This is a genomic window from Aliiroseovarius sp. F20344 (genome assembly GCF_023016155.1).
Classification (GTDB): domain Bacteria; phylum Pseudomonadota; class Alphaproteobacteria; order Rhodobacterales; family Rhodobacteraceae; genus Aliiroseovarius.
In genome coordinates, this window is the sequence record NZ_JALKBG010000003.1 from 217,645 (window position 1) to 243,773 (window position 26,129).

Sequence of the window (26,129 nt, forward strand, 5' to 3'; positions counted from 1 at the left end):
ACAACAAGGAAGAGCCTGGGACTTAGCAACTAAAGTTTCAGCCCAATCTTTCGCCCTTCGTAGAATGCAAATGGCGCTTGTCTGGGGGCAACGCAGTCGCCGACCTGATGAAACTCCGACTTGGCCTCGTGCAAGTCGTCGGCGACCATCGTGAACGAAGTGTTCGTCGTCGCAAGGACCAGTGTATCCGCTGGCACAAGCTGGCTTTCGTCATTCAACAACGACCTTACCGTGGCCCCTTCTGCCCCCCATCTGTCGATCACGGTTTCTGTTTGGAAGCGCGCACCGTAGCCCGACAGGGCTTTGCGGGCGCGGTGATCTGCCGTGGTGCGGATCAATTCTTTGCCCACCAGCGCATCAGGTGTGACAATGGTGACGTCATGCCCTTTTTCCGCAAGATGCCAGGCTGTACCTACACCCCGCCAGTTGCCGCCTTCATCCAAAATCACCACGCGCTGGCCAATTGGAACTTCGCGACGCAGCACCTCTTCGACCGAGACAACGTTTCCCTGTTCCAGCCCCGGAAGCTCTGAAATCTCAGGGCGAAAGCGCTGCCATCCAGTGTTCGCAGGTAAGGACCCGGTTGCAACCACAACCTCATCCGCTGCAAAGGCTGAAATGTCGTCCGCATCCATGAAGTGATTGAGCCGAACGTCGACACCCAGTTGTTCAAGTTGCCGTTCATACCAATCCAAAAGTTCGAGGATCTGACCGCGACGGGGTTGCAGCCCAGCCAGTCGAAATTGCCCTCCAATTAGCGGTGCCGCCTCGCAGATGGTAACCGTGTGACCACGTTCTGCCGCGACTCTGGCGGCTTCCAAGCCAGCTGGCCCTGCGCCAATGACCAAAACTGTTTTCGGATCAGACGAGGACTTAAGCGGCTCGCCACCCCATTCCCATTCGCGGCCAGCTGATGGATTGATAAGGCACGAAATCCAGTAATCGCGGGACCGACGCCCCCAACACATTTGATTGCACGAAATGCAGCCGCGAACATCTGCATCACGACCTTCGGTTATCTTGCGTGCCAGATGTGGATCCGCGATCTGACCACGAACAATCGACACCAGATCCGCCTGACCCGCCCTGAGCACATCGCGCGCGTTATCCGGCGTTCTGATCTGGCTTTCAGATTGAACGCGTGCGGTCTTGAGCTGGGCCTTGAGCTGAGTGGTGACGTCGACGCTCAGCTTCTCGCCATACACAAAACTGGGCATCACTTTATCGAATTCCAGATAACTTCCAGACCCGCAGGTCACATAGTCAAGCTGACCCGTTGCATCATGCACTTTCGCGATATCCACCAGTTGTTCGACCGACAACGCAACCGGTTCGCTGGGGGCGATGCTGATCGACAAGCCAATGATGAAATCCTCGCCACAGGCTTTACGAATGCCGTCTTGAATACGCAATCCGAACCTTAGCCGGCTTTCCAACGATCCACCCCAACGGTCTGTTCGCGTGTTCGATGTAGGGCGCCAGAACTGCTCGATCAGCGAATGATATGCGGCCCAAATCTCAACCCCGTCAAACCCTGCTTTTTGGCAGCGCACCGCCGCGCGTATGAACCCAGCGATACACTCCTCAATCTCGGCATCCGTCAAGGCATGACTGCCGTCACTGTCATGGTAGCTGGGCTGCCCAGAGGGCGACACGTTCGGTGCATAGGATAGGTCCGCATCGCCGTGCTGCCCGATATGGTAAAGCTGCTGAAGTATAACCGCACCTTCTGCTTTGCATGCTTCGGTGAGGCGTTGAAAGCCGGGGATAACGTCATCGTCATCAACCCGAAAATTTCCCCGGGTCAGAACTGCGTATTGGTCCGTCGGCATAGGCTCGACCACAATCATGCCTGCGCCACCGCGCGCGCGTTCTAGATAGTATTGCAGGTGCTGTTCTGCTGGCAGGCCCAATCGGGACATATTCGCGGTATGCGCCCCAAAGACAATACGATTGCGCAGGGTGCAATGGCGAAGCACCAAGGGCTCAAGAGCGGGATCGTTCATTTGGGTCCTTCCAATCCATCGCAACTCACCGTGGCTGAGATCATTGCGATCAGTTTCTGCGTGATCGCCGAACTGTCAACGCATAATGAACGGGTCCGGAATTGGATCATCGCTTGTGCGCAGCCAGACGGTTTTGATCGTCGTGTAGTCGAGCAGGGCCTGCAGCCCACCTTCGCGACCGTGACCTGACAAGCCATAGCCACCAAATGGCGCGATTGGACTGACGGCGCGGTAGGTGTTCACCCAGACAATGCCCGACCGAATGGCATTGATCATACGATGTGCGCGCGTCAGGTTCTGCGTGAACACACCAGCAGCCAATCCGAACTCCGTATCATTGGCCATTTCGATTGCCTCTGCCTCGTCTTCAAAGCTGAGTACAGACAGAACCGGACCAAAGAACTCATTACTTAAACAGGGCGCGTCCGGCGCGTTGGCGCAGTCAATAATAGTCGGCGGGAAGTAGAAACCATCGCCTTCCAACGCCACGCCTCCGGTCACCAGTTTCGCTCCTACGTCCAACGACCGTGCGATCAGATCTTTCGCAGTCTCACGCTGACGCATCGTGCACAGTGGCCCAACTTCGGTCGCCATATCATCGGGCGCGCCAATCACAATCGCTTCTGCCTTAGCCTTCAGGCAGGCCAGAAACTCGTCTTTGATCGACGCGTGAACCAGCAAGCGTGAACCAGCTACACAGCTTTGCCCCGTTGCGGCGAATATGCCCGACACCTGAGCATTTGCCGCGCTTTCGATATCCGCGTCGTCAAACACGATGAAGGGGGATTTGCCACCAAGCTCGAGCGACGTAGTGGCAAGGTTCTCGGCCGAGTTACGAACAATATGGCGCGCCGTTTCCGCCCCACCTGTGAACGCCACATGGTCAACTTTCGGATGGCGTGTCAAAGCAGCTCCAGCATCCGGCCCCCCTGTAATGATGTTCAGAACGCCCTTGGGAAAGCCAACCTGATCAAAGATCTTGGCGAACTCCAACATAGGTGCGGGGCCATCTTCGGATGCTTTCAGAACCACCGTGCAACCCGCCGCCAAGGCAGGGGCGATCTTTACGGCAGACAGAAATAACTGAGAGTTCCACGGCACAACTGCTGCAACGACACCAACCGGTTCGCGCCGCAGCCAGACTTCCATATCCGGTTTGTCGATCGGCAGATGCGCGCCTTCGATCTTGTCCGCCAGTCCCGCGAAATAGCGGAAGTATTCGGCGACATAAGCGATCTGCGCGCTGGTTTCCCGGATGATCTTGCCGGTGTCACGGGTTTCGATTTCGGCCAGCCGTTGAGCGTTCTCGGCCACTAGGTCCGCAAGTGTCGAAAGCAATTTACCCCGCGCCGTTGCCGTCATTCCTGCCCATTCAGGAGAAAGGAACGCGCCTTGCGCTGCTTGAACGGCAGCATTCACATCATCTTCACATGCATTTGCCATCAGCGCCCATACCTGCCCCGTGGCTGGATCGAGGCTTTCAAATTGCGTCGCGCCATCCGAAAACTGACCACCAATATAGTGCTGAAAGATCTGCATCTTACCCCCCATGCCCCTGTTCGAATGCTGGCATGACTTCATTGATAAACCGCTCAAGCGACGCTTTCTTGCGTTCAAAAGTCATAGAGCTGTCGATCCAGAACGAATACTCATCATACCCCAATTCTTCGTATTTCTTCAGACGTTTGATGACCGTTTCCGGTGTGCCAATCACCAAATCGCGTTCCATTGCCTCTGGCGAATAGAACGGATGTGAAGCGATCTCTTCCTCCGAAAGCGGGTCGATTAAGCCTTGCGATATATCGCGCTTGTTCATGAACCAAGCACCGAAGTAGCAGTAAAAACGGTTCAGTTCCTCTGCGCCAAGCTTGGCGTCCTTATCACTATCAGCAACATAGATGTGCTGAAGAAGCATGATCTTTGGACGAGGATGCTCGGAAAACTTTTCACAGGCATCGTTGAATTTCTGCATCAAGCTTTCCACCTCGGCCTCGCCGTTCCAAAGCGGGGTCACCTGCACGTTACATCCGTTCGAGACGGCAAATTCGTGACTGTTCGGATCGCGTGCGGCAATCCAGATCGGAGGGCCGTCTTTTTGCATCGGCTGCGGGGCTGATGTGGTGCTTGGGAACTGGAAGAACTCGCCGCTATGGGCGTAGTCACCTTTCCAAAGCTGCTTCACTGCAGGAACCAATTCGCGCATCCGCTGTCCTGCTTCCCACGCATCCATTCCTGGCATCAAGCGTTCATATTCGAACGAATAGGCCCCGCGCGCGATCCCTACGTCAAGGCGGCCATTCGTAATAAGGTCGGTCATCGCCGCCTCACCCGCCAACCGGATAGGGTGCCAGAACGGAGCCACCACAGTCCCGGTCCCAACGCGCACATTCTTTGTGTGATTTGCGACGTCGACAAGGTTCAGAAATGGGTTGGGTGCAATGGTGAAATTCATCCCATGGTGTTCACCCGTCCAGATGGCATGCATGCCGCCCTCGTCAGCAATTTTGCAGAGCTCGATGAACTCATCATACAGCTGCTTCTGGTCTTGATCGGGCGATATCCGTTCCATATGCGCGAAAAGAGAGAACTTCATGACTACCCCTCTGTTGTCAGCGGACGCACTTTGCCGCTTATCTGATTGCCGTAATAAACCCCGAAATTCCCCATGCGATTTTCCCGCGCGAACCGATCCAGCATCGTGCAGATCACCGGATCTGCGACGCTCATCAAAGTGGTTTCACCAAGGTCGGTAAACTTGCCCTTGGTACTGGTCGGTCGGCTGGCTTGGCATAAGAACGAGATATGTTGCGTTTCGCGCGCTTCATCTTCGTAGACCGAATAGACAAATCCGGGTTCGGCCTCGACGCCAACGTCCGAAATCAGGCGCTTTAGCGTTTCGGTTGCTCCGCTGCGGCCCAGTTTGCTTTCGGGAAGGGTCAGTCTTCCATCTTCATTACCCAATAACAGCACCTTGCCATCATATTCGATCAAAGCGGAAATCATCAGGTCGGCGCTGTTCGTGACGGCCTCAGCCTCCGCGGCAGGGGTGACATAGGCCCCACGGGCGTATCCAAGGCCGGGGTGTGTTGTTGTATCAAAGGCTTCCACCCTGCCGATCAAAATCAGGTGGTCCCCGGCGTCCACCCGATTGAACATCGAGCAATCGAACCAAGCTGCAACACCCGAAAAGATGGGGGACCCTTGTGGGCCACATGTCCAATCAACCGTGGCAAAGCGGTCCTCAACCGGGCTTGCGAAAGTATTAGACACCTTCATTTGATCTTCGGCCAACACATTCACCGCAAAGCCTTCAGCCGCGTTGAACGCAGCGAAGTTACGCGAACTGTTGGCAAGGCAGACCAGCACTAATGGCGGATCGAGCGAAACCGAGGTGAACGAGTTTGCGGTAAAGCCAATTGGCTGCCCAGATGCATCATGCGTGGTCACAACCGTGACCCCGGTCATGAAGGTCCCAAATGCATTGCGCAGGGCGCGCGGGTCGATCTCAGACATTTCGATCTCCTACGATTGGGGCATTAAGCCAATTGGACAAGGCAGCGTTCACAAGCGTTGGTGCCGTCAGGTTTACCATATGTCTGTGCCCTTCAATCACTACAGACCGACCATTCACGGCTTCTTCGGCCATGGCTTTGGCCATTTCAGGGGTCGAGTTTTGATCCCCGTCGCCCGTCAGCGCCAGCATCGGACACATGATTTCACCCATTCGATCCGCATAGGTCGCGTCACCGCGTGCAAAGGCATTATAGGCTGTCGCGTATCCATCCAGATCAACATCTGACAGCCAGTTCGAGACCTGAGCACGCGCAGCTTGGTCTTCCGCGCTTTGACCAAACCAACGGGTTAGGGGCGTTTCCAGATCATACCCGCCGCCACGGATTTCATCAGCACGTGCGATAACTGCTGCGCGTGCAGTATCGGTGCGACGATGAACTCCGTTAAGTAGCGCCACACGGGTGACCAAATCGGGATGTGTTATCGCAAGGCCGCTTGCAATCAGCGCCCCCATCGAATGCCCTGCAAGGGCAACCGGACCAAGATCCAGCGCCCGCAAGACCGCCTTCAACCAGTCCACAAAATCGGGAAGCTGCGCGTCTTTGGATAGAGGATCGCTGCCGCCATGTCCCGGCATGTCCACCGCAACAACGCGATGTGTGCTCGACAGATGCTCGATCTGTGGACCCCAAGCAGCAGATTGCATGCCGACGCCATGAACCAAAACCACAGGATCATCTGACCCAGCGATCTGCGCCGTGACTTCACCGTAGGGCTTAGACAGCTGCAGGGTTGTCGACATCATGACCCAGTTCCTTCAGATCCTGATAGCGATCTCCGATCCGGTGATGGGGTTGACCGCCGATGGACGCGCCCAGCGCTATGACGATTTCATCCGGTGCGGGGGCGTCGGCGATCTGTGTTTGGATGGTCAGGTAGTGACTACGACGCCCGGCATCATGTTTGTCCATCAAAGGAATTTGCAACGACGCATTCGCCGGACCGCGCGTGTTGGTGAAAGACAGATAGGACTTCGCCCCCACGGCCTCGCGGTAGAAGTTTCCAAACTGCAACGTGTGGATCAGGGCCGAGCCGTGTTCGACTTCCCCGTTCACACCAACAATGGCCGATTTTCCATACCCTTCGACCTTGTCCCCGCCGCCCGCGGCATCAAGGACCATACCTGTCAGCAACTGCCCCAACCCCGGCGCACAATCAAGGATCGCTGGCTTCAGGTTTTCGACAAAGCCCTGCCCGGCCCACGGGTTACGGATCACAGCAATTGCTGCAATCATGGTCAGCGGCGTTTCTGCGACTTTCCCACCTTCGATCAGGTTGTTTTCAACGTGCAAAAGGGTTTTGCGGATTTCTGCGGGCATGATGCACCTCACTACGACTCAGTCGCCGTATCATGGTATACCATAATCTTGTATGTCAATAATTCCTTGCCCACACACCGCGCGACTGGTATCCATCCGGCATGAACAAACCCGTGCTTTCAAGAATAACGCAGCCCCCCGCAACATTGCGCGATATTGTTCAAGACCGCATGCGGGATGCGATCATTGAGGGGCACTTCAAGCCCGGTGAACGGCTGGTTGAACGCCCGCTTTGTGAACAACTCGGCGTGAGCCGCACCGTTATCCGCGAGACTATTCGCTATCTGGAAGCCGAAGGTCTGGTCGAGATACTTCCGGGTCGCGGTCCCATCGTCGCGGAAATGACGTGGGACGATGCCAAGCAGATTTACGAGATCCGACGCATGCTTGAAACAGCGGCAGCACGCACCTGCGCTTTGCGGATCACGCCTGATCGCAAGAAAACGCTCAAGGCCGCGTTGCAGCAACTTGAACTGGCTTTCGATGATCCCGTTCCCGGAAGCCTTTTTCGCGCCACCGCTGATTTTTACGCAGAGATTTTTGAGGGTGCAGGTCAGGATATTGCCTGGACCATCGTACAGCGCTTGAATGGGCGGATCAGCCGGTTGCGCATGCTAACGCTGGCGACAACTGATCGCGCACAGCCCGGTTTGAAGCACATGCAAGCAATTTGCGCGGCGATTGTCTCGGGCGATGCGGATGCGGCTGAAACGGCTGTGCAGAACCATCTGAATGACACCACCGCAATTGCCGAACGCCTGTTGGCCGAAGAAGATGAGTAACGATGCCTAAAGCCTATTGGATTGCCAATGTGACGGTTACCGATCGCGAAGCCTATCAGGGATATCAGGCCGTCGCTCCGGAAGCCTTTGCGCGGTTTGGTGCCCGTTTTCTGGCGCGTGGCGAGGCGGAAACTCTTGAGGGCACCGATTGGCAGCGACGTGTCATCATTGAGTTTGATAGCATCGACCAAGCGCGCGCCTGTTACCAATCAGAAGAATACCGAACAGCCCGTGCCAAACGGGCCGGAGCATGCGACGCAGACATTGCCCTTATCGAAGCGTTGGACAATTAAGGAACCGCTTTATGGAAAAATCGAACCCAAACCTGTTTGAGGTCGGACTGGAGCGCCGCAAATCCACGCTTGGCGCGGAGTATGTTGAAAAGAATCTTGAGGCCGCAGATGAGTTTAACCGCGGATTTCAAGAGGCCATGACCGAATGGTGTTGGGGCTTTGGCTGGGGCGATGATGCCATCGACGCAAAAACACGTTCCCTGATGAACCTCAGCATGATCGGCGCGCTTGGTAAGATGCACGAATGGGAGCTGCATTTGAACGGCGCCATCAACAACGGCTGCACGATGGAGGAAATCCGTGCGGCCATTCATGTGATCGCGATTTATTGCGGTGTCCCACAAGGGGTGGAGTGTTTCCGCATCGCTCGCAAAGTGCTTGAAGACCGCGACTTGCTGCCAAAAAATTCGGCGTAGCTACCTTCGGCAAATCTCAAGGCAGGCACGCAGCCCGTGCTGTCCAGTTTCAAAGTAAAGCCGCCCACCGTGCTGTTCAGCGACGGTTGCAACGATGGTCAGCCCCAAGCCGAACCCGTCAATCGCACGCGTGTTATCCCCGCGTTTGAACGGGGCCACGACCGCTTCGATGTCTTCGGCAGACATGCCCGATCCTTCATCCTCAACAACAATCGTGGCATGCTCTGGGGTCGCCGTCATCTGGACCGAGGCACGACGCCCGTATTTCAATGCATTGTCGATTAGGTTCGAGATTGCGCGCTTCAAAGACACTGGGCGCGCCATAACCAACATGCGCTGTTCATCCGGCAGCGCCGCCAAGCCAGAGGTTGCGGCAAAAACGGATCGTCCCCCTTCACCACTGGGATTTTGCAGGGCCACAAGTGACACCGGCCGCTCCATGTCCTGATAATCGGCCACCAACGCATCAACGAGCGAAGTCAACGACAGCTTGCGCGGTGTCTCTTCGTTAAGTTCCGCCCTTGTATAGGTCAGTACGCTTTCAATCATCTCGGTCATGCTGTCGATGTCTGCTTCCAGCTTTTCGCGCAGGTCGGTTTCCTTGATCAACGCGGTACGCAGGCGAAGACGTGTGGCGGGTGTTCCCAGATCATGACTGACACCGGACAGAACCATTGCGCGTTTGGACAGCTGCGCGCGTTCCTGTTCAAGGTGAGCGTTTACCGCCAACACTGTCTGTCGCAGTTCGGCTGGACCATGAACATCATAGCTGTCTGGACCGCCAAGCCGACCCCGTTCCCGTAAGGCGTTGGCAAATCGGTCGAAATGCGCAGATGTGTCCAGAACCACCGTCGACAGGATGGCGACGGCAACCAAAGTCAACAGGACGGCAGCGAGCCGCAAATCGGCCGGAGCGGCATCGCAGCCCCAAATAGATTGCCCATCAATGCGCACCCATGGCTGCACACCCATGCGGGCAAACAGCACCGGGTCAGCGCAATATGTCGCCAGAAGGCGCGTTACATTCCCGAATTTCTGTGCCGCCGTCTGACCTTCATTCGACACCAGTTCCGACACGGCATACTGAAGCTCGCCCGATACGATGCCGACATTCAACGACGACCCTGAAACAGGGTCACGCCCCGCACCGATGATCGAGATATTGGTTACAATCGCAGGCGTCGGAATGCCTTGCAGCCGGGAAAACTCGCCCCGCGTCGCCAACACCGCGTCTTCATTGGACAGCTTGGACACAACCACCCCATCTGGTGGTTCTGCCCCGACGCGCAAGGATTCATAAAGCGATACACCGGTGACATAACTGCGGGTCAGATGGTCTTGCCATGCTTTGGTTGAAGAGAACCAAAGCCAGCCTGCACCGAACGCAGCGGTAAAGCAGCCAAGGATCAACAACAGTCCAAGCGTTCGGATCTGCAACCCGCGGCTCATGCAGAGCCTTCTACGTCTACGTCTGTTGCGAAAACATACCCGATGCCGCGTTCAGTGCGCAAAAGCTCGGGCTGTTTCGGGTCACTTTCAATCTTCCCGCGCAAACGCCCAACCAGAACGTCGATGGCGCGGCCGGATGCCTCTGCGCCCTGCCCCTCACCTGTCACATCTAATGAGGTGGCAATCTCTTCTCGGGTCAAAGGGATATGCGGATTGGCCAGAAGAACCTTCAGCAGTGCTGTTTCCTTGCGCGATAGAGCGACTTGAAACCCTTGGGGCGACGTCACCTCATCTAGCTTGGCGTCATAGGTCCAACCGGCAAAGCGAAACGTCGAGACACTTCGACGATAAACCAGAGACGCGCTTCGCTTGGCGCGAGATAGAACTGCGCGCACACGTGCCAAAAGCAAATCGGGGTTAAAAGGCTTGGCGATATAGTCATCCGCCCCCACCTGATACCCCGCCATACGGTGATGATCGGCAGACAAGGCCGAGACGAGGATAATAGGGACGTCCTGTTCATCACGCAGACGCGCGCAGATCTCGACACCGTTTTCATCGCCCAGCATCACATCCAGCAATATCAGGTCGACTCGCCCATTTGTTAAGTGCTCCATGATCGCGCTTTCGCTATCACAGGGCAGGGCAATGAAACCGTTCTGGCGCAGATACTGGGTCATCATGCCCCGCGTATCTACGTCATCATCAACGACCAGAAGTCGTGGAATCGCCATGTCCGTGTTCCTCCCTCGGGACCATGAAACCAAATTCATTGTCCGCTTGTCTGTAACAGCGTGCAACAAAATCAAGGCTTGCGTAACATCAAGTAACAAATTGGCTGAAATTCTACGCATAGAACCCGTGATTGGCTGCATCAGCCATTGCGCAAAGCCGGGTAAGATCGGCAGGCTTGGGACAGCGTCGCCAAATGTTTGGTGACCTAAGGGAGGAAAATCTGATGAAAAAATCCGTATTCGCGGCCGTTTCGGCTATTGCTGTAACTTGCGCCATGCCCGCCATGGCCGAGCCTCAGGCAGAAGTTCTGCACTGGTGGACATCGGGCGGTGAAGCCAAGTCTGTTGCCGTTCTGCAAAAAGAATTCGCCGATAATGGCGGAACGTGGACCGACATGCCGGTTGCTGGTGGTGGTGGTGATGCTGCCATGACTGCACTGCGCGCACGTGTTCTGTCGGGCAACGCACCGACCGCCGTTCAGCTGAAAGGCCCTGCCATTCAGGAATGGTATGAAGAAGGCGTTCTGGCCGACATCTCGGCCGTAGCAGAAGCCGAAGGCTGGGCAGACGTTCTGCCTGCTTCGATCGCAGGTCACATGAAATGTGAAGGCACTTGGTGTGCTGCCCCCGTCAACGTTCACCGCGTGGACTGGATTTGGGCCAACGCTGACGTTCTGGAAGCAAACGGCATCGCAATGCCAACCACCTGGGACGAGTTCAACGCCGCCGCTGACAAGCTGGCAGCTGCCGGCATCACCCCGCTGGCCCATGGTGGTCAGGCATGGCAGGACGCCACCGTGTTCGAAGCTGTTGCATTGGGCATCCTTGGCGCAGACGGCTTCAAGAAAGCCTTTGTTGATCTGGACATGGACACTCTGAAGTCCGACAAAATGGTCGCCGTCTTTGACCAGATGCGCAAAATGCGCGGTTATGTCGACGACAACTTCTCGGGTCGTGACTGGAACCTTGCCACCGCGATGGTCATGAATGGCGAAGCCGCCTTCCAGATCATGGGTGACTGGGCCAAAGGTGAATTCCTTGCCGCAGGCAAAGCGCCGGGCGAAGACTTCCTGTGTGCTTCGGTTCCGGGTGATGGCTTCCTGTACAACGTTGACAGCTTTGCCATGTTCAACGTGGATGGTGACGACAAGAAAGCTGGTCAGGACCTTCTGTCCAAGCTGATCGTTGGTCAAAACTTCCAGAAAGTGTTCAACCTGAACAAAGGTTCGATCCCGGCACGTGTAGACGTTGCCCTGGATGATTTCGACAGCTGTGCACACCTGTCCGCCAAAGACATGAGCGAGAGCTCGGACAACGGCTCGCTACTGCCAAGCTATGCCCACGGCATGGCGCTGCGTGGTGCGCAGTCGGGTGCAATCACCGATGTGGTGACCGCACATTTCAACTCGGACATGTCCTCGGCTGATGCTGTGAACCAGCTGGCCGACGCCGTCGCAAACTCCATGTAAATCTCCCTGGCCTCGCGTCTGACTTTCTGGTGCGGGGCCTCCTTATATTCAGGGATCGTTACAATGACCGAATGGCTTGAACGTCATATCCCCAAGATGGTGCTTGCACCCTCTTTCATCGCCATCCTCGTATTCGTTTACGGCTTCATTGCTTGGACCGCTTGGGTGTCACTGACCCGCTCGCGTCTGCTTCCAAAATACGAGATCGAAGGCATCATCCAATACGAGCGCCTGTTCGCATCGCCCCGGTTTGATACCGCGATGATGAACCTTTTCATCTTCGGCACGCTCTTCATCATCATCTCGATGGTTCTTGGCCTGCTGATCGCCATTCTGCTGGATCAGAAAATCCGCACCGAAGGCGTGTTGCGCACGATCTACCTTTACCCCATGGCGCTTTCGATGATCGTCACTGGTACCGCATGGAAGTGGATCATGAACCCCGGACTGGGCATCGAAAAGATGGTCCGCGACTGGGGGTTCGAGAACTTCAGTTTCGATTGGGTGATTGACCCCGACATGGCGATCTACGCCGTTGTAATCGCCGGTGTCTGGCAAGCGTCTGGCTTTGTTATGGCACTGTTCTTGGCCGGTCTGCGCAGCGTGGACGGAGAGATCATCAAGGCCGCACAGGTCGATGGTATCCCCAGCTGGCGCATCTATTCCGCCATCATCATTCCGTCGATGGCGCCCATCTTCCTGTCAGCCTTCATCGTGCTGGCTCACCTCGCCATTAAAAGCTTCGACCTTGTCATCGCTTTGACCGGAGGCGGTCCCGGCTATGCCACTGATCTGCCTGCGACCTACATGTATGCCATGGCGTTCTCGCGTGGTGACATCGGACAAGCGGCAAGCTCTGCCATGGTGATGATGGCTGTCGTCTTCGCGATCATCGTTCCGTATCTTTACTCAGAACTAAGGGTGAAACATGACTGATATCTCGCTTTCCCCCGCCCACGGCCCGTCGCGTAATTGGGGCAAGATCGCCCTGCGCTGGCTTCTGTTCACCCTGCTTGGCATCTTTGCCCTGTTCTATCTGATGCCGCTTTTCGTGATGGTCACTACCTCGCTGAAAAGCCTCGAGGAGATCCGCACCGGCAGCCTTGTGGCCTTCCCTCGCGAAGTCACGTTCGAGGCATGGCGCACCGCGTGGTCCGGCGCCTGTACCGGCATCCAGTGCGAGGGTCTGCGCCCTTACTTCTGGAACTCGGTGATCCTTGCGATCCCAGCGGTTGCGATCTCGACCATTCTTGGTGCGATCAACGGCTATGTGATAGCGCAATGGAAGTTTAAAGGCGCAAACCTGATCTTCTCACTGATGCTGTTTGGCTGCTTCATCCCGTTTCAGGTGGTGCTGCTTCCGATGGCACGCATGCTGGGCATGATGGGCATCGCTGGCACCATTCCGGGGCTGATCTTCGTCCACGTGATCTATGGCATTGGGTTCACCACGCTGTTCTTCCGCAACTACTATGTGTCGATCCCACAAGAGCTGGTGAAAGCCGCCAAGGTGGACGGCGCGGGCTTCTTCCGGATCTTCTGGTCGATCTTCCTGCCCTTGTCGCTACCGATCATCGTCGTGACTGTCATCTGGCAATTTACTCAGATCTGGAACGACTTCTTGTTCGGGGTGTCCTTCAGTCAGGCTGGAACGCAACCCGTCACTGTGGCGCTGAACAATATCGTCAATTCAACCACCGGCGTGAAGGAATACAACGTGGATATGGCTGCAGCGATCATCGCCGCCCTTCCCACGCTGCTTGTCTATGTCGTCGCTGGCAAATACTTCATCCGCGGACTGACCGCGGGCTCCGTGAAAGGCTAAACCCATGGCTCCTATTCTGGATATCAAAAACCTCTACAAGAACTATGGGTCTGTCGAGATCCTTAAAGACATCAACGTCACGATCGAACCGGGGGATTTCCTGGTGCTGGTTGGCCCATCAGGCTGCGGCAAGTCCACGCTTCTGAACTGTATCGCTGGGCTTGAGCCGATCACCGACGGCACGGTAGCCATTGGTGGGCGCGACATGACACATGTCAGTCCCAAGGATCGCGACATCGCCATGGTATTCCAATCCTACGCGCTTTACCCGACCATGTCGGTGGCCAAGAATATCACCTTCGGTATGAAAGTGCGCGGTGTGGACGCGGCAACGCAGGAACAGAAGCTTCAGGAAGTGGCACAACAGCTGCAGATCGAACCCCTTCTGCAGCGTCGCCCCGGTCAGCTTTCAGGTGGCCAGCGGCAGCGTGTCGCGATGGGCCGGGCGCTGGTGCGTGACCCGAAGCTGTTCTTGTTCGATGAACCGCTGTCTAACCTCGACGCCAAGCTTCGCGTCGAGATGCGGACCGAGATCAAGAAACTGCACCAGAACCTGAACGCGACCATGGTCTATGTAACCCATGACCAGATCGAGGCGATGACCCTTGCCACCAAAATCGTCGTTCTGAAAGGCGGCGTGGTGCAGCAGATCGGATCCCCGGCGGAAATCTATAACCGTCCAGCAAACCTGTTTGTTGCGGACTTCATGGGCAGCCCTGCAATGAACCTGATCCCGGCGCGAGCAAAGGCCAATGGCAAAGGTACTCAGATCGAGATTGAGCGCGCTGGCGCAGCCCCACTGGTGCTGACCGACACCCACGCCAAGAACTTGCCAGAAGACGTAATTCTGGGTCTGCGACCTGAGGATATCGCCGAAGCGGGCTTCCGTGCTGGCGAAGATGTGCAAGAAGCCGATTGCATGGTCGAAATGGTCGAACCTGCGGGTGCTGATACCTACGTGGTGTCTCATCTAGGGGGCAAGCAAGTCACTGCACGTTTGCACGCAGAAACCAGTGCCAAATCGGGCGAGAGTCTCTCTTTGGCGTTTGATCTCAGCAAAGTGTCCTACTTCGCACCGGAAAGCGGTGAACGGCTGAACTGATTATGTCGCGCCGGGGTTAGGTCTTGTGCAATACACGACCAATCACCGGCGCGAACATGACGACCAGTACGATCCGAAGCACGTGATGCGTGACCACATAAGCGAGGTCAGAGCCAGCGATGATGGCGATCACCACCATCTCGGCCTGACCACCCGGCAGGAAGGCCAATAAAGCGTCCAATGAGGGCGCAAGCCCTAGCCCAGCCACCAATGCAAAAAACAATAGTGAAATGGTGCCTAACAGCACGGAATAGGCGAGGCCTGCGAAGACACTTTCGCGGACCTCTTTTCGCGTGATGCGAACGTATTTCACACCCACAGCGATGCCGATGAAAAACTGTGCGGCCTGAATGATCTCGGCAGGTGGTCGCGTTTGGATCACACCGGTCAGAGATAGAACAGAGGTCAAGATCATCGGCCCCAGTATGGATGCACCGAATAGACCGATCCGCTCGAAAAACTTCCAGCCAACAAGCCCTGCGATGATCATCAGTGCGATCTGGGTGGGCGCAATATCGGTCATGGGCTGGCCCGGCGCGACATTCAGATCCAAGTTCCACACCAGCTGCATTGCAAAGGGCGCGCAGCTGACCAAAACAACAATTCGGGTCGCATGAATTAAGGACAGTGCCCGCGGATCGCCCCCAGCCTCTTCCCCGAAGATCAGCATATCCTGCAACCCACCTGGCATGGCGCTATACCACGCGGTCACAGGATCAAGTTTGAAGACATAGCGCAGAAATGGGAACCCAATCACCGCAACAGTCGCGATGAACAGGGGCACTATCAGCAAGGATCCGGCGATTTCAGGCATGCGCCCCAACAGCTCTGGCGTGATGGACGCACCTACGGCGACGCCCAAAAATGTACGCATGAAAATACCAAACTGCCCCGCCCCCTGCAGAGATGCCCCCGACAGCGCCGCGATCAGACATGCAAACATCGGGCCCAGCAGAAACGGCAAAGGCAGCCCGAGGACATAGAACCCCAGACTGCCAACTGCCGCGATAAGGAATGTTAGAGCACGATCCATCATGAGCTCGGTTATAAGTGATCAATCCCCATCTGCGATCCCTTCTGCGCGAAGACGGGCGCGGCGTGCGCGGAAACTGGGCAGGAAGACCAGAAGGGCTGCGATGACCAGAAGGCCCAACGTCATGGGACGTTCCCAAATAAAGCCAATGCCATCATACAGTTGCATTGAGCGCGAGAAGTTGTCTTCCAGCATGCCACCCAGAATGAACCCGATCAGTAGCGGGGCCAGCGGATAGTCTGCAAAACGAAGTGCCGTCGCCGCGACCCCAAAGCCCACCAGAAGCAGCAACTCGGTTGCGTTGTTCTGGCCGATATAAGCCCCCATCAACGTGAAAAAGAGGATGAATGGGATAAGGTAGTTGCGCGGGATCGACAGCACTTTGGCGATGTATGGGATGAGCGGCAAGTTCAGGATCAGCAAAACCAAATTGCCGATGAACATCGACATGATAACGGCCCAAAAGATCTGCGGCTCATCAAGCATCAGACGCGGACCGGGTGTGACGTTCAGCGCAATCAACGCGCCCAGCAAGATCGCGGTTGTGCCAGAGCCGGGAATGCCAAGAGTCAAAAGTGGCACAAAAGACCCGGTGCAGGCAGCGTTGTTCGCGGTTTCGGGTGCGGCAAGCCCTTTGATCGATCCCTTACCGAACTCTTCTTGCTCTTCTTTGGTGGCCAGATTGCGCTCGACGGCGTAGCCAAGGAAACTGGCAATCGTAGCCCCCGCGCCAGGCAGGACGCCGATGAAGAAGCCCTGCAACGATTGGCGGCCAATCACGGGCGCGATGGATTTCGCCTCGGCCCCTGTGATGCGAAGATTCTTGATCTCGCCATCTTGGCTTTCCTGTGTGGTTTTGGGCTTCAGCACCAAGAACAACGCTTCGGGCAAAGCAAACATGGCCATCGCAAGCGTGATAAAACCAAAGCCCGATTGCAGGTCCATGATCCCCATCGTGAAGCGCGGCATGTTGAACAATGCACCTTCGCCCACAGTAGCCATGATCAGTCCCAGCAAAGTCATCATAAGCGCCTTGGCCACCTGCCCCGTTCCAGCGAACGCAGCAATAGCCGACAAGCCAACCACCATCAGGGCGAAGTATTCAGCGGAATGAAACAGCAGCGCGACCGAGGACAAGGCCGGTGCAAAAACCATCAAAAGAAGGGCGCCGATGCTGCCCCCGGCAAAACTGGCGATTGCAGCAATGGTAAGGGCCTTCCCGGCCTCGCCTTGTTTCGCCATAGGATAGCCGTCAAAGCTTGATGCAACTGTCCCGGCAACCCCCGGTGCGTTCAACAGGATGGACGAGGTCGACCCACCGAAAATGGCACCGTAGTATACGCCGGCCAACAGGATCAGCGCGGCTGACGGATCGCCCATCGAGATGGCAACGGGGATCATAATCGCGATAATTGACATCGGGCCAAGACCCGGCAGCATTCCGATGAATGTGCCGATCAGACAACCGCCGATCACCATCAACAGGTTTTGAATGGAAAGGGCCGTTTGCAGGCCAATCAGAAGTCCTTCGAGCATACGATCAACCTCCTACAAAGCCGGGTAATGGGCGCAGGTAGATGCCCAGAACTTGCTGCACCAGATACCAAACGACCAGTGTCGCAAACAACGCGATGGGGATCATAAGAGCCCATTTGCGTTCACCCAAAATGAACGACCCGAGGATCAGGAAAGCCGCGGTGGAGAAGATGAACCCAAGCGGGCGTAGGCAAATCGCATAGGCGACCATCAACGCCAAAAGCAACAAGGCTTGCCCCAGTTTGTATTCACCAAGCCGACGGTAATCGATGTCGGCTTCTTTCGGTTCCGACTTTTCCATCCCGGACAAGATAACCAACGATGTCAGAAGCCCCAACACGGATAGGACCTTTGGGAAGGTACTAGGCCAGATCGGGTTGCGTTTCATGAACGGCGCAAGCGCACCATCCATCGTGAACCAAGCGGCGTATCCATAAGCCAGGCATACTCCGACAAGTATCAGCGCGATCCAACGATCAAGTGCCATCATCCCCTCCCGAATTCAGTAGAAAAATGGGCAGAGCGCGTAACGCTCTGCCCCATCAAGTAAGGCTTACAGGAAGCCCAGCTTTTTCATCAGATCACCAATGACCTGCTCTTGCTCTTCCAGGAAAGCTTTGAAGTCATCGCCCGAATTGTGGATGTTCACCCAACCGTTGCGCGCGCGCACTTCTTCCCATTCCTCGGTTGCATACATGTCAGCAAGGGCTTTTTGGTACATGGCCAGCTTGTCGTCAGGCAGACCCGGAGCTGCAAAGAACCCGCGCCAGTTCACGAAGCTGGTGTCGATGCCCTGTTCTTTCATGGTCATCGCATCGGGGGCAGCCGGAACGCGTTCGTCCGACGTGACGCCGATGATCTTCACTTCGCCTGCATTGGCCAGATCAACCGCTTCCGAGAAACCGGTCGACAGGGCAGCAATCTCGCCCGACAGAAGGGCTGCCATGGCTTTACCACCCGCGTCATAGGGGATGTATTTCACGCCCAGCGCATCTTTGCCTGCGGCCTCGAATGTCATGGCCGCAACCAAGTGGTCCATGCCGCCGGGAACCGATCCGCCACCAACTGCGGTGGCGCTTGGGTCGGCGTCATAAGCTGCCATTAGGTCTTCCATCGAGTTGATGGGGCTGTCTTTGCCGACGACCATCGCGGCATAGTCACCGATGGTGCCTGCAACCAGTGTCAGGTCGCGGAAGTTGTGCGGGAACACACCGGTCAGCGAGCGGATCACAATGGGGGTCGAGTTCACCATCAAGGTTCCGTGGTTGCTGTCGGCGTTTTCGATCAGAAAGCCGATCGCCTTACCGCCGCCGCCACCTGACATATTCTCGTAAGATGCGGTGCCTGCGATACCAGCATTCGTCAGCGCCTCGCCGGTGCCACGGGCTGTGCCATCCCAGCCGCCGCCAGCGCCGCCGGGGATCAGAAAGTGAATGCTATCGACTACTTTGTGTCCGTCTGCTGATGCAGGTGAGGCAAAAGCCATCGCGGCCAAAGCGGTCGCCATAAGGGCACGGCGGCCCAGTGAAAATGTCGTCATGATTTCCTCCCAATTTGACAACTGTCCGAAAGGCGGCTCAGTTAACCGAGGTAACCACAGCAACCTGACACGGACCTGTCACGGCTGTTTCGAAATGAACAAGGCCCATGAAATTCCTTCTGATCGAAGACAACAAAGAACTGGCAAGCGCGGTCTGCGCCCGTATGCAAATTGACGGCCATGTCGTTGATCATGCTGAATGTTTTCAAGACGCTATCGCATTCGCAGACACCGAGGACTATGATCTGATATTGCTGGATATCATGTTGCCCGATGGTGATGGCCGCACCTTTCTGAAACACCACCGTTCACGGCAGAAGGACACACCTGTGATTGTATTGACCGCGCGGTCGCAGGTGTCAGACAGAATCAGCATTTTGGATCTTGGGGCGGATGACTACGTGACGAAACCCTTCGATCATGAAGAACTTCAAGCCCGCTGCCGAGCCGTTCTGCGTCGCAAAGCGGGCACGACGCAAAGCACCATTCAGCTGGGAAATGCGACGTTCGATCCCGTGGCGGGCAGCCTGACGGTTGACGGAAAGCCAATCACGCTGCGCAACCGTGAGCTTCGATTGCTTGAACTGTTGATCAACGCGCCTGGGCAAATCTTTCCCAAACACAAATTGTTTGACCGACTATTTGCCTATGACGAAGACGTCTCGGAGAATGCGATCGAAGTTTATATCGGCCGGCTGCGCAAACACTTAGAGACCTCGGATCTACGCATCACAACCCTGCGCGGATTGGGGTACCGGTTGGATCATGGCTGAGGGAGTCAACGTCACCGGATCACTGCGGAACCGATTGGCAGTAAGCCTGATTGGCGGTGCAGCCGTTTTGACAATCCTGCTGTTTATCGTCGTGCGCGCATATGCAGCCCAGATCGCGCAACAAGGGCAAGACAGCATCCTTGCGGCTTCGGTCAGCTCCATTCTGGACGCGGCCATTTTACGCGAGGGGACTGTTGAAGTTGACTTTCCCTACGCATCTTTTTCCATGCTCAGCACCGACGCTGACGACCGAGTTTTTTATGCGATATATCAGGATGATAAGCTATTGTCCGGGTACGAGGGTCTTCCGCACACACCTGAAGGTGCGATGGCACGCACCGTCCATCAAACCGCCAGCTATGACGGCGTCGCGATCCGATCCGCCACCGATGTCCGAACCTTGGTCGGGGCTGATACGCGCACGATCATTTCGGTCACAGTTGCCCAAACTCAAGACGCCTTGCAGGTCACGCTCGCCGATATCTCGCGCAATGTGGCACTGTATGGCACTGGGTTCTTTTTACTGTCCGTTCTGCTGTCCTTCTGGGCCACGGCCACGACCATCAACCCGCTTAAACGCCTTACAAGTTCTGTCACCAAGCGCGGCCCGAAAGATCTAAGCCCCGTGGCCAGCCCAGTCCCGGTCGAAATGGCGTCACTTGTTGCATCGCTTAACCGTTTGATGGGGCGGTTGGACACGTCGTTGCACCAGTCCGAGGATTTCATCGCCGAAGCTGCCCATCGCGTCCGCACCCCTTTGGCGACGGTCCGTTCGCATGCAGAGGCAACGCTTCAGCGTGTGGATCGGGATGAAAATCGGCAAGCCATGCGGGCGATGATCCGCGCCATCGACGAAAGCTCACGTGCGGCGGGGCAGCTTTTGGATCACGCCATGACCACCTTCCGTGCCGATCATCTGGAGCGCACGAGCATTGATCTTGTTGAGCTTCTGAACGAACTGGTTTTGCGTCTGTCCCCTGTGGCCGAAATGAAAGACATCAATCTGACGATCATCGCGGACGAACCCGTGATAGTCGAAGGCGACAGCATTCTGCTGCAAAATGGCATCCGCAACTTGATCGATAACGCGCTGAAGTACTCGCCAGCAGAAAGTGACATCACCATCCGTGTCGCCGCGAGCCCGAGACCTTCCATTCAAATCCGGGATCAAGGACCGGGTTTCCCATCAGAAGGGATCGAAGACCTGCTGACCCGCTTCTCTCGCGGAGACAACGTAAAAGGCATTATCGGATCAGGACTCGGGCTTACCATTGCACAAGACGTGGCCATCGCCCATGGCGGAGAGATCAGCTTGGAAAACCAACCCGGAGGCGGTGCATGCGTTACATTCTCGCTTTAATTCTATGCTTCTTGCCGAGTTTTTCAATCGCCCAGGAATGGGAAGACAAACAGCTTTTCCAAGGGGAAAATGCCCGTAAAACTCTGCGTGTGCTGTCCAGCACCGACACCGCATTTTTCGCCCCGATTGTTGAGCAGTTTTTGGCCCGAAACCCTGATTGGTCCATTGAGTATCTGGTGACCTCAACCGCGCAGATCGACCAGCTATTGCGCGAAGACCCCGACCGTTTCGACATCGTGATTTCCAGCGCCATGGACCTTCAGCTGAAACTGGTCAATGACGGGTTTGCGCGTGCCTTGCCCGGCATCGCTCACCCGAGCTGGGCACAGTGGCGTGGGCGCTTGTTTGCCTTCACCACAGAGCCTGCAACCATCGTCATCAACAAAGCTGCATTCAACGGGAAACCAATCCCCCAGACCCGGCAAGAACTCATTCTGGCGCTGCGGCAGGAACCTGATCTTTTCCGGGGCCGCATTGGCACCTATGACGTGCGGCAATCCGGCCTTGGCTATCTTTTTGCCACGCAAGACGCGCGGGCTTCGGAAACCTTCTGGCGCTTGACCGAGATTATGGGAAGTCTTGATGCCCGGCTATACTGCTGTTCGGGGGAAATGATCGACGACGTGGCCTCGGGCAAGCTTCTGGTGGCTTACAATGTTTTGGGCAGCTACGCCGCGACGCGTCAGTTGAATGATGACAGGTTCGAGATCATCCTGCCTTCCGATTTTCCAACCATGATGATGCGCACTGGGTTTGTGTCTAAACACACGCAACACCCAGACGCGGCCGAGGCATTCATTCAGAATATGATCGATATTCAAACCAGCGGCGCTGGGGCGGGCTCCTCCCGCTTGCCACCGCTTTACCAAACATCCGAAACCGCCAGCCCATCGGTTATCGTGCTTGAACCGGCCTTGATGACGTATCTGGACAAGCTTAAGCGCCGGACTTTTGTGAAGGAATGGATGAACGCGGTGATACAGTAGGACTACCTCGGGTCGATATGCTTGCTCTGACCCGCCAGTTCTGAATAATAGCGCTAACATGTTCCGAGACTTCCCAAACACCGCAGTCACAAAGAGTGCCAAATGACGGATCAAAGCATCAAGGCACTTCGCCAGATCGCCTGGCATATATTTCAGTCCGCAGTCGAAACTGCGGATCCTGCGCTTGCGATGAAAACCGCACTATCTAGCTCTCCCTTCCCTGTGCTTACCGCGAACGGAAAGTACATTGTGGTCGGGATCGGCAAAGCCGCACCTGCCATGATGCGCGAAGCTTTGGGTCAAATCGCTGGCCCCTACACAGCGCTTTGCATCACACATCCGGAAAACACCGAATCCGCCGGGGATGCCGCCCTCATGTACGGCGCGCATCCCGTTCCGGACGACACAAGCTTGTCTGCTGGTCAGGCGGTTGCTGATCTTCTGGCCGAAGCCGGCCCTGCTGACCAGGTCATTGCGCTGATTTCGGGCGGCGGGTCGGCGTTGATGGCCTTGCCCGTGCCCGGCATCTCGATCGCGGACAAGGCAAAGGTCAGTGAGTTACTTCTGGGTGCTGGGATCGACATCACTCAGATGAACCTTGTTCGCCAACAGCTTAGCGAACTGAAAGGCGGAGGCTTTCTGCATCACGCAGCCCCTGCTCCGGTTCGCGCCTATATCCTGTCGGATGTAATTGGCGATGATCTTCGCGCGATTGCAAGCGGACCAACCGTTGCCCCAATTGGTACTCAGGAAGATGCGCGTGAGATTTGCCTGCAAGCCGGGGTTTGGGGTGAGTTGCCAGCATCTGTGCGAGATCACCTGTCGCGATCAGAAGTAAAGACGCAACCGGCTCCCCCCTCCGAGAACCACTTGATCGGCTCGAACCGTCAAAGCTTGCAAGCCGCTGAAAAAGCCGCCACGGACGTTGGCTCTGTGCACGTCGTTTCGGACCACCTGATAGGAGATGTTAGAGACGCCGCCACCCTTCTTCTTGACGCAGCCGAGGCTACACCATCAAGCGCCGTGAGCGTTTTGCTGGCAGGCGGCGAAACCACCGTGCAGCTAACCGGCTCGGGCAAGGGTGGCCGCAATCAAGAGCTTGCGCTTCATGTGGCGGTGGGTGCCGAGAAACGTGGCCTGTCAGGCGATTGGATATTCCTAAGCGGAGGCACAGACGGGCGCGATGGTCCCACCGACGCCGCAGGAGGGATTGTCGATGCGTCCAGCCTTCAAAGAATGAGAAACGCAGGCGTGGATCCCATTACGTTGTTGGATAACAACGATAGCTACGCCGCCCTTTCTGCCTCTAAAGATCTATTGATGACAGGGGCCACGGGCACCAATGTCGCTGACATCCAATGCTTTCTGATTTCGAAACCCTGACAGACTTCGGCACCTCAATTGGCGTTTTAGCCCTGACCTAGGAACTCCGTAATCTCGGCGCCGACTTCGTGTCTTTGTGTGTACATCAGAAGATGGCCCGCAGGATAAACATGCAGTTTCGAATTCGGCAGCATATTCGACAAAAGGATCTGATTTGCGATTGGGATCAGCCCATCGAACTGCCCCGCAATCACCAATGCGGGCTGCTTGAGGGTGCGCAGCCACGGCAAGCTGGTCCAGCCACACATTGCCCGCACTTGCGCGAAGTAACCTTCGGGGCTGGGTCGGATCGCGTGTTTCGAATACTCGCGGAAATCAGCCGGGGCCAAAAGCGCTTCACCGCCATACATCAGCGGACCAATGAAATTGCCATAAGCCTTGCTGGTGAACCGCAGTGGGAACATGATCTCGGACAGGGCGATGGGTGTGCCCCACCAACTGCCCACGCCGCCTGCCGAACAGATTGCCAGCACCAGCTTGGACACACGGTCAGGAACCGTATGCGCAATCTGCTGCGCAAGCGCCCCGCCCCAAGAAATCCCAAGTATGTCGAACGCTTTGATGCCGATTTCATCGAGAACTCGTAGCGTGAATTCAGCGTAATCCGGGATCGTCGAAATCTTGTCGATCATATGCGAACGGCCCGTTCCCGGCATGTCGATCGCGATCAGGCAGCGGTCACTGATCTCATCCAGCAAGGGCAATAGCACTTCGATGGATTGGGCAAGGCCGTTGCACACCAGAAGCGGCGGCAGATCCGAGTTTACGACCCGATGGAGGTAGCGGATTTTTGCACCGTCTACCTCAATCATGTGAAATTCGGATTGGTCGATGGTGTCGATCGCCTCTTGCACGCCCATTAACGCTCGCCCTCATGCACATAGGTGCCGGGCGCATCGGCCAAACGTTTGTACTTTCGGTTACCCAAGGTTTTTGCGGGTGCGCTAAGTACTGCCGGGTTGTTTTGGTCAAGCCATTCCAACCAATGTGGCCACCAGCTTCCCTCGGTCAGGTCAGCGCTTTCATGCCAATTTTCGGCGCTGGAGCTGTCCTTGCCATCCACCCAAAACTTACGACGAGTCTTGGCGGGATGGTTGATCACCGTGCCGGACACGTGACCGCCCGTGGTCAGGACAAACTCGGTCGGGCCGGACACCAAATCGGTTGCTGTGAAAGATGTTTTCCACGGCACGATATGGTCGCCGTCTGCAGCCAAGAAATAGCAGGGCACGTCAATGTTGCGCGTATCGACCGGAGTTCCACAAATGGTCAGTGCGCCCGGCTTTTTCAGCTTATTCGCCATGTACATTTCTTCCACGAAAAAACTGTACCAATTGGCTGGCAGGTTCTGCGTGTCGGCGTTCCAATACAGCACGTCAAACGGCGCGGGTGATTTGCCCATGAGATAGTTTGAGACCACGAAGCCCCAAATGGATTCGTTGACATGCAGCATCGCCATGGCATTGGCGATGTCACGTCCCGGTGCAACTTTTTCAGATTTGAGACGCTGATTGTAGGCTTCGACTTGTGGCTCGTCGATGAACACATTGATCTGCCCTGAATCCGAGAAGTCGATCATCGTCGACAGGAAGGTTGCAGTCCCCAGCTTTGCTTTCAGATCCTCAGGCATGACGGCCAGCGCGGCGACCAGCATCGTTCCGCCATTGCACCAGCCCAGCATATCCACCGCGTTGGATTTCGAGACTTCAGAGGTGACACGCAGAGCCTCGAATATGCCATCCGAAACATACTCGTCCCAGCCCAGATCGCCCATCTCGGGGCTCGGGTTACGCCATGCGATCATGTAGACGCTCTGCCCTTGCTCAAGCAGATAGCGGATCATGGATTTCTTTTCGTTCAGGTCGAAGATGTAGAACTTGTTAACACAAGGCGGCACGATCAGGATCGGAGCCTTACGGGTTTTCGCAGCAACGGGTTTGTACTGGATCAGCTCGATCAACTCGTTGCGATAGATGACCGACCCTGGAGTAGTGGCAATGTTCTTACCAACTTCAAACGCTTCCTCGTCAGTCGTGCTGATATAGCCCTTCTCGAGGTCAGACAGCATGTTTTGATAGCCATCAATTAGGCTCTGCCCACCGGTTTCCTGCGCAAGCTGCTGTGCTTCGGGATTGGTAGCAAGGAAGTTCGAAGGTGACATGTTATCGGCGGCGATACGTGCATAGAAGCTGAGCTTTTCCTGTTCGTGATCCGACAAACCAGCATTGTCCGCCATGTCCACCATCGCTTTTGCGGTCAGCTCGTACGAATGGCGCAAAAGCGGGAAGATGCCCTCGTTCCAAGCGTCCCCGCGAAAGCGATTGTCCTTTGAAGGCTCAATAGCATCGCCAGCTTTCAAAGCCGTGGTCATCCATAGCTTCGCCATATCCTGTTGATAGGACATCCAGGTTTCGGCCCAAACACCCATTGGGTTCGATCCTGGTTTCCCCATCTCTTCAAGCATCTTGAAAAAGTCCTTGGACATGCTGAGCCCTTCCTGATTCCGATCTATCGCGTCGTATTATCCGACCGAAATGCTTCACGAGTTTT

At 56.0% G+C, this 26,129-nt stretch carries 25 protein-coding genes; 11 read left to right on the forward strand and 14 right to left on the reverse strand.

Annotated features, from left to right (window positions below; all coding sequences use genetic code 11):
- Positions 1 to 29: 29 nt before the first annotated feature.
- From MWU55_RS01565 to MWU55_RS01590, 6 genes are all read right to left on the reverse strand, one after another.
- Entirely contained in the window at positions 30 to 2,006 is a 1,977-nt protein-coding gene (locus MWU55_RS01565; protein WP_246933944.1) for an FAD-dependent oxidoreductase, read from the reverse strand.
- A gap of 75 nt (positions 2,007 to 2,081) precedes the next feature.
- Positions 2,082 to 3,545, reverse strand: coding sequence for an aldehyde dehydrogenase (locus MWU55_RS01570; RefSeq protein WP_246933945.1), 1,464 nt, complete (start codon positions 3,543 to 3,545; stop codon positions 2,082 to 2,084).
- 1 nt (position 3,546) lies between these two features.
- Positions 3,547 to 4,599 (reverse strand): LLM class flavin-dependent oxidoreductase, encoded by a 1,053-nt coding sequence (locus tag MWU55_RS01575; RefSeq protein ID WP_246933946.1) that lies wholly within the window; start codon positions 4,597 to 4,599, stop codon positions 3,547 to 3,549.
- A 2-nt stretch (positions 4,600 to 4,601) separates the two neighbouring features.
- Positions 4,602 to 5,519, reverse strand: a complete 918-nt coding sequence (locus tag MWU55_RS01580) for a flavin reductase family protein (protein WP_246933947.1) — start codon at positions 5,517 to 5,519, stop codon at positions 4,602 to 4,604.
- Complete coding sequence (locus MWU55_RS01585) at positions 5,512 to 6,324, reverse strand: alpha/beta hydrolase (protein ID WP_246933948.1); 813 nt, start codon at positions 6,322 to 6,324, stop codon at positions 5,512 to 5,514. The genes MWU55_RS01580 and MWU55_RS01585 overlap by 8 nt, the downstream gene beginning before the upstream one ends.
- Positions 6,296 to 6,898: an amino acid synthesis family protein gene (locus MWU55_RS01590; RefSeq protein ID WP_246933949.1), complete on the reverse strand. Its 603-nt coding sequence runs from the start codon at positions 6,896 to 6,898 to the stop codon at positions 6,296 to 6,298. Before MWU55_RS01590 ends, MWU55_RS01585 begins: the two co-directional genes overlap by 29 nt.
- A gap of 101 nt (positions 6,899 to 6,999) precedes the next feature.
- On the opposite strand from MWU55_RS01590, the gene MWU55_RS01595 reads away from it, so the two are divergent.
- Genes MWU55_RS01595 through MWU55_RS01605 form a run of 3 tightly spaced genes read left to right on the forward strand, consistent with a single transcriptional unit; the run spans position 7,000 to position 8,389 of the window.
- The gene (locus MWU55_RS01595; protein ID WP_246933950.1) at positions 7,000 to 7,680 is read left to right on the forward strand and encodes a GntR family transcriptional regulator; all 681 of its coding nucleotides are present in this window, start codon (positions 7,000 to 7,002) and stop codon (positions 7,678 to 7,680) included.
- A 2-nt stretch (positions 7,681 to 7,682) separates the two neighbouring features.
- Positions 7,683 to 7,973: a DUF1330 domain-containing protein gene (locus tag MWU55_RS01600; RefSeq protein ID WP_246933951.1), complete on the forward strand. Its 291-nt coding sequence runs from the start codon at positions 7,683 to 7,685 to the stop codon at positions 7,971 to 7,973.
- Between the two features lie 11 nt (positions 7,974 to 7,984).
- Positions 7,985 to 8,389: a carboxymuconolactone decarboxylase family protein gene (locus MWU55_RS01605; protein WP_246933952.1), complete on the forward strand. Its 405-nt coding sequence runs from the start codon at positions 7,985 to 7,987 to the stop codon at positions 8,387 to 8,389.
- Here the strand turns inward: MWU55_RS01605 and MWU55_RS01610 are convergent, their stop codons facing one another.
- Positions 8,390 to 9,838: an ATP-binding protein gene (locus MWU55_RS01610; RefSeq protein WP_246933953.1), complete on the reverse strand. Its 1,449-nt coding sequence runs from the start codon at positions 9,836 to 9,838 to the stop codon at positions 8,390 to 8,392.
- Positions 9,835 to 10,572, reverse strand: coding sequence for a response regulator transcription factor (locus MWU55_RS01615; protein WP_246933954.1), 738 nt, complete (start codon positions 10,570 to 10,572; stop codon positions 9,835 to 9,837). The genes MWU55_RS01610 and MWU55_RS01615 overlap by 4 nt, the downstream gene beginning before the upstream one ends.
- 224 nt (positions 10,573 to 10,796) lie before the next feature.
- Between MWU55_RS01615 and MWU55_RS01620 the strand changes: the two genes are divergently transcribed.
- The 4 genes from MWU55_RS01620 to ugpC all read left to right on the forward strand — a co-directional run bounded on the left by MWU55_RS01620 (position 10,797) and on the right by ugpC (position 14,968).
- Positions 10,797 to 12,041, forward strand: coding sequence for an ABC transporter substrate-binding protein (locus MWU55_RS01620; protein ID WP_246933955.1), 1,245 nt, complete (start codon positions 10,797 to 10,799; stop codon positions 12,039 to 12,041).
- Between the two features lie 63 nt (positions 12,042 to 12,104).
- Positions 12,105 to 12,977: a sugar ABC transporter permease gene (locus MWU55_RS01625; RefSeq protein WP_246933956.1), complete on the forward strand. Its 873-nt coding sequence runs from the start codon at positions 12,105 to 12,107 to the stop codon at positions 12,975 to 12,977.
- Positions 12,970 to 13,866, forward strand: a complete 897-nt coding sequence (locus tag MWU55_RS01630) for a carbohydrate ABC transporter permease (RefSeq protein ID WP_246933957.1) — start codon at positions 12,970 to 12,972, stop codon at positions 13,864 to 13,866. Before MWU55_RS01625 ends, MWU55_RS01630 begins: the two co-directional genes overlap by 8 nt.
- 4 nt (positions 13,867 to 13,870) lie before the next feature.
- Positions 13,871 to 14,968 carry a sn-glycerol-3-phosphate ABC transporter ATP-binding protein UgpC gene (gene ugpC, locus MWU55_RS01635; RefSeq protein ID WP_246933958.1) on the forward strand — a complete coding sequence of 366 codons (1,098 nt, stop codon included), beginning with the start codon at positions 13,871 to 13,873 and terminating at the stop codon, positions 14,966 to 14,968.
- A 16-nt stretch (positions 14,969 to 14,984) separates the two neighbouring features.
- Here ugpC and MWU55_RS01640 read toward each other — a convergent pair whose 3' ends face one another.
- The 4 genes from MWU55_RS01640 to MWU55_RS01655 form a co-directional block, all read right to left on the reverse strand.
- Positions 14,985 to 16,004, reverse strand: a complete 1,020-nt coding sequence (locus MWU55_RS01640) for an AbrB family transcriptional regulator (RefSeq protein ID WP_246933959.1) — start codon at positions 16,002 to 16,004, stop codon at positions 14,985 to 14,987.
- An 18-nt stretch (positions 16,005 to 16,022) separates the two neighbouring features.
- The gene (locus MWU55_RS01645; RefSeq protein WP_246933960.1) at positions 16,023 to 17,537 is read right to left on the reverse strand and encodes a tripartite tricarboxylate transporter permease; all 1,515 of its coding nucleotides are present in this window, start codon (positions 17,535 to 17,537) and stop codon (positions 16,023 to 16,025) included.
- Between the two features lie 4 nt (positions 17,538 to 17,541).
- A complete protein-coding gene (locus tag MWU55_RS01650) occupies positions 17,542 to 18,024 on the reverse strand; it encodes a tripartite tricarboxylate transporter TctB family protein (RefSeq protein ID WP_246933961.1) in 483 nt (160 codons plus the stop codon).
- Between the two features lie 66 nt (positions 18,025 to 18,090).
- Positions 18,091 to 19,077 (reverse strand): tripartite tricarboxylate transporter substrate-binding protein, encoded by a 987-nt coding sequence (locus tag MWU55_RS01655; protein WP_246933962.1) that lies wholly within the window; start codon positions 19,075 to 19,077, stop codon positions 18,091 to 18,093.
- A gap of 107 nt (positions 19,078 to 19,184) precedes the next feature.
- On the opposite strand from MWU55_RS01655, the gene MWU55_RS01660 reads away from it, so the two are divergent.
- The 4 genes from MWU55_RS01660 to MWU55_RS01675 all read left to right on the forward strand — a co-directional run bounded on the left by MWU55_RS01660 (position 19,185) and on the right by MWU55_RS01675 (position 23,579).
- Complete coding sequence (locus MWU55_RS01660) at positions 19,185 to 19,850, forward strand: response regulator transcription factor (protein ID WP_246933963.1); 666 nt, start codon at positions 19,185 to 19,187, stop codon at positions 19,848 to 19,850.
- A complete protein-coding gene (locus MWU55_RS01665) occupies positions 19,843 to 21,210 on the forward strand; it encodes a sensor histidine kinase (protein ID WP_246933964.1) in 1,368 nt (455 codons plus the stop codon). Before MWU55_RS01660 ends, MWU55_RS01665 begins: the two co-directional genes overlap by 8 nt.
- Positions 21,189 to 22,196: an ABC transporter substrate-binding protein gene (locus MWU55_RS01670; RefSeq protein ID WP_246933965.1), complete on the forward strand. Its 1,008-nt coding sequence runs from the start codon at positions 21,189 to 21,191 to the stop codon at positions 22,194 to 22,196. Before MWU55_RS01665 ends, MWU55_RS01670 begins: the two co-directional genes overlap by 22 nt.
- 102 nt (positions 22,197 to 22,298) lie before the next feature.
- Positions 22,299 to 23,579: a DUF4147 domain-containing protein gene (locus tag MWU55_RS01675; protein ID WP_246933966.1), complete on the forward strand. Its 1,281-nt coding sequence runs from the start codon at positions 22,299 to 22,301 to the stop codon at positions 23,577 to 23,579.
- Between the two features lie 26 nt (positions 23,580 to 23,605).
- Here the strand turns inward: MWU55_RS01675 and MWU55_RS01680 are convergent, their stop codons facing one another.
- Both MWU55_RS01680 and MWU55_RS01685 read right to left on the reverse strand, forming a co-directional pair.
- Positions 23,606 to 24,439, reverse strand: a complete 834-nt coding sequence (locus MWU55_RS01680; protein WP_246933967.1) for an alpha/beta hydrolase — start codon at positions 24,437 to 24,439, stop codon at positions 23,606 to 23,608.
- Positions 24,439 to 26,064: an alpha/beta fold hydrolase gene (locus MWU55_RS01685; protein ID WP_246933968.1), complete on the reverse strand. Its 1,626-nt coding sequence runs from the start codon at positions 26,062 to 26,064 to the stop codon at positions 24,439 to 24,441. Before MWU55_RS01685 ends, MWU55_RS01680 begins: the two co-directional genes overlap by 1 nt.
- Between the last annotated feature and the right edge of the window lie 65 nt (positions 26,065 to 26,129).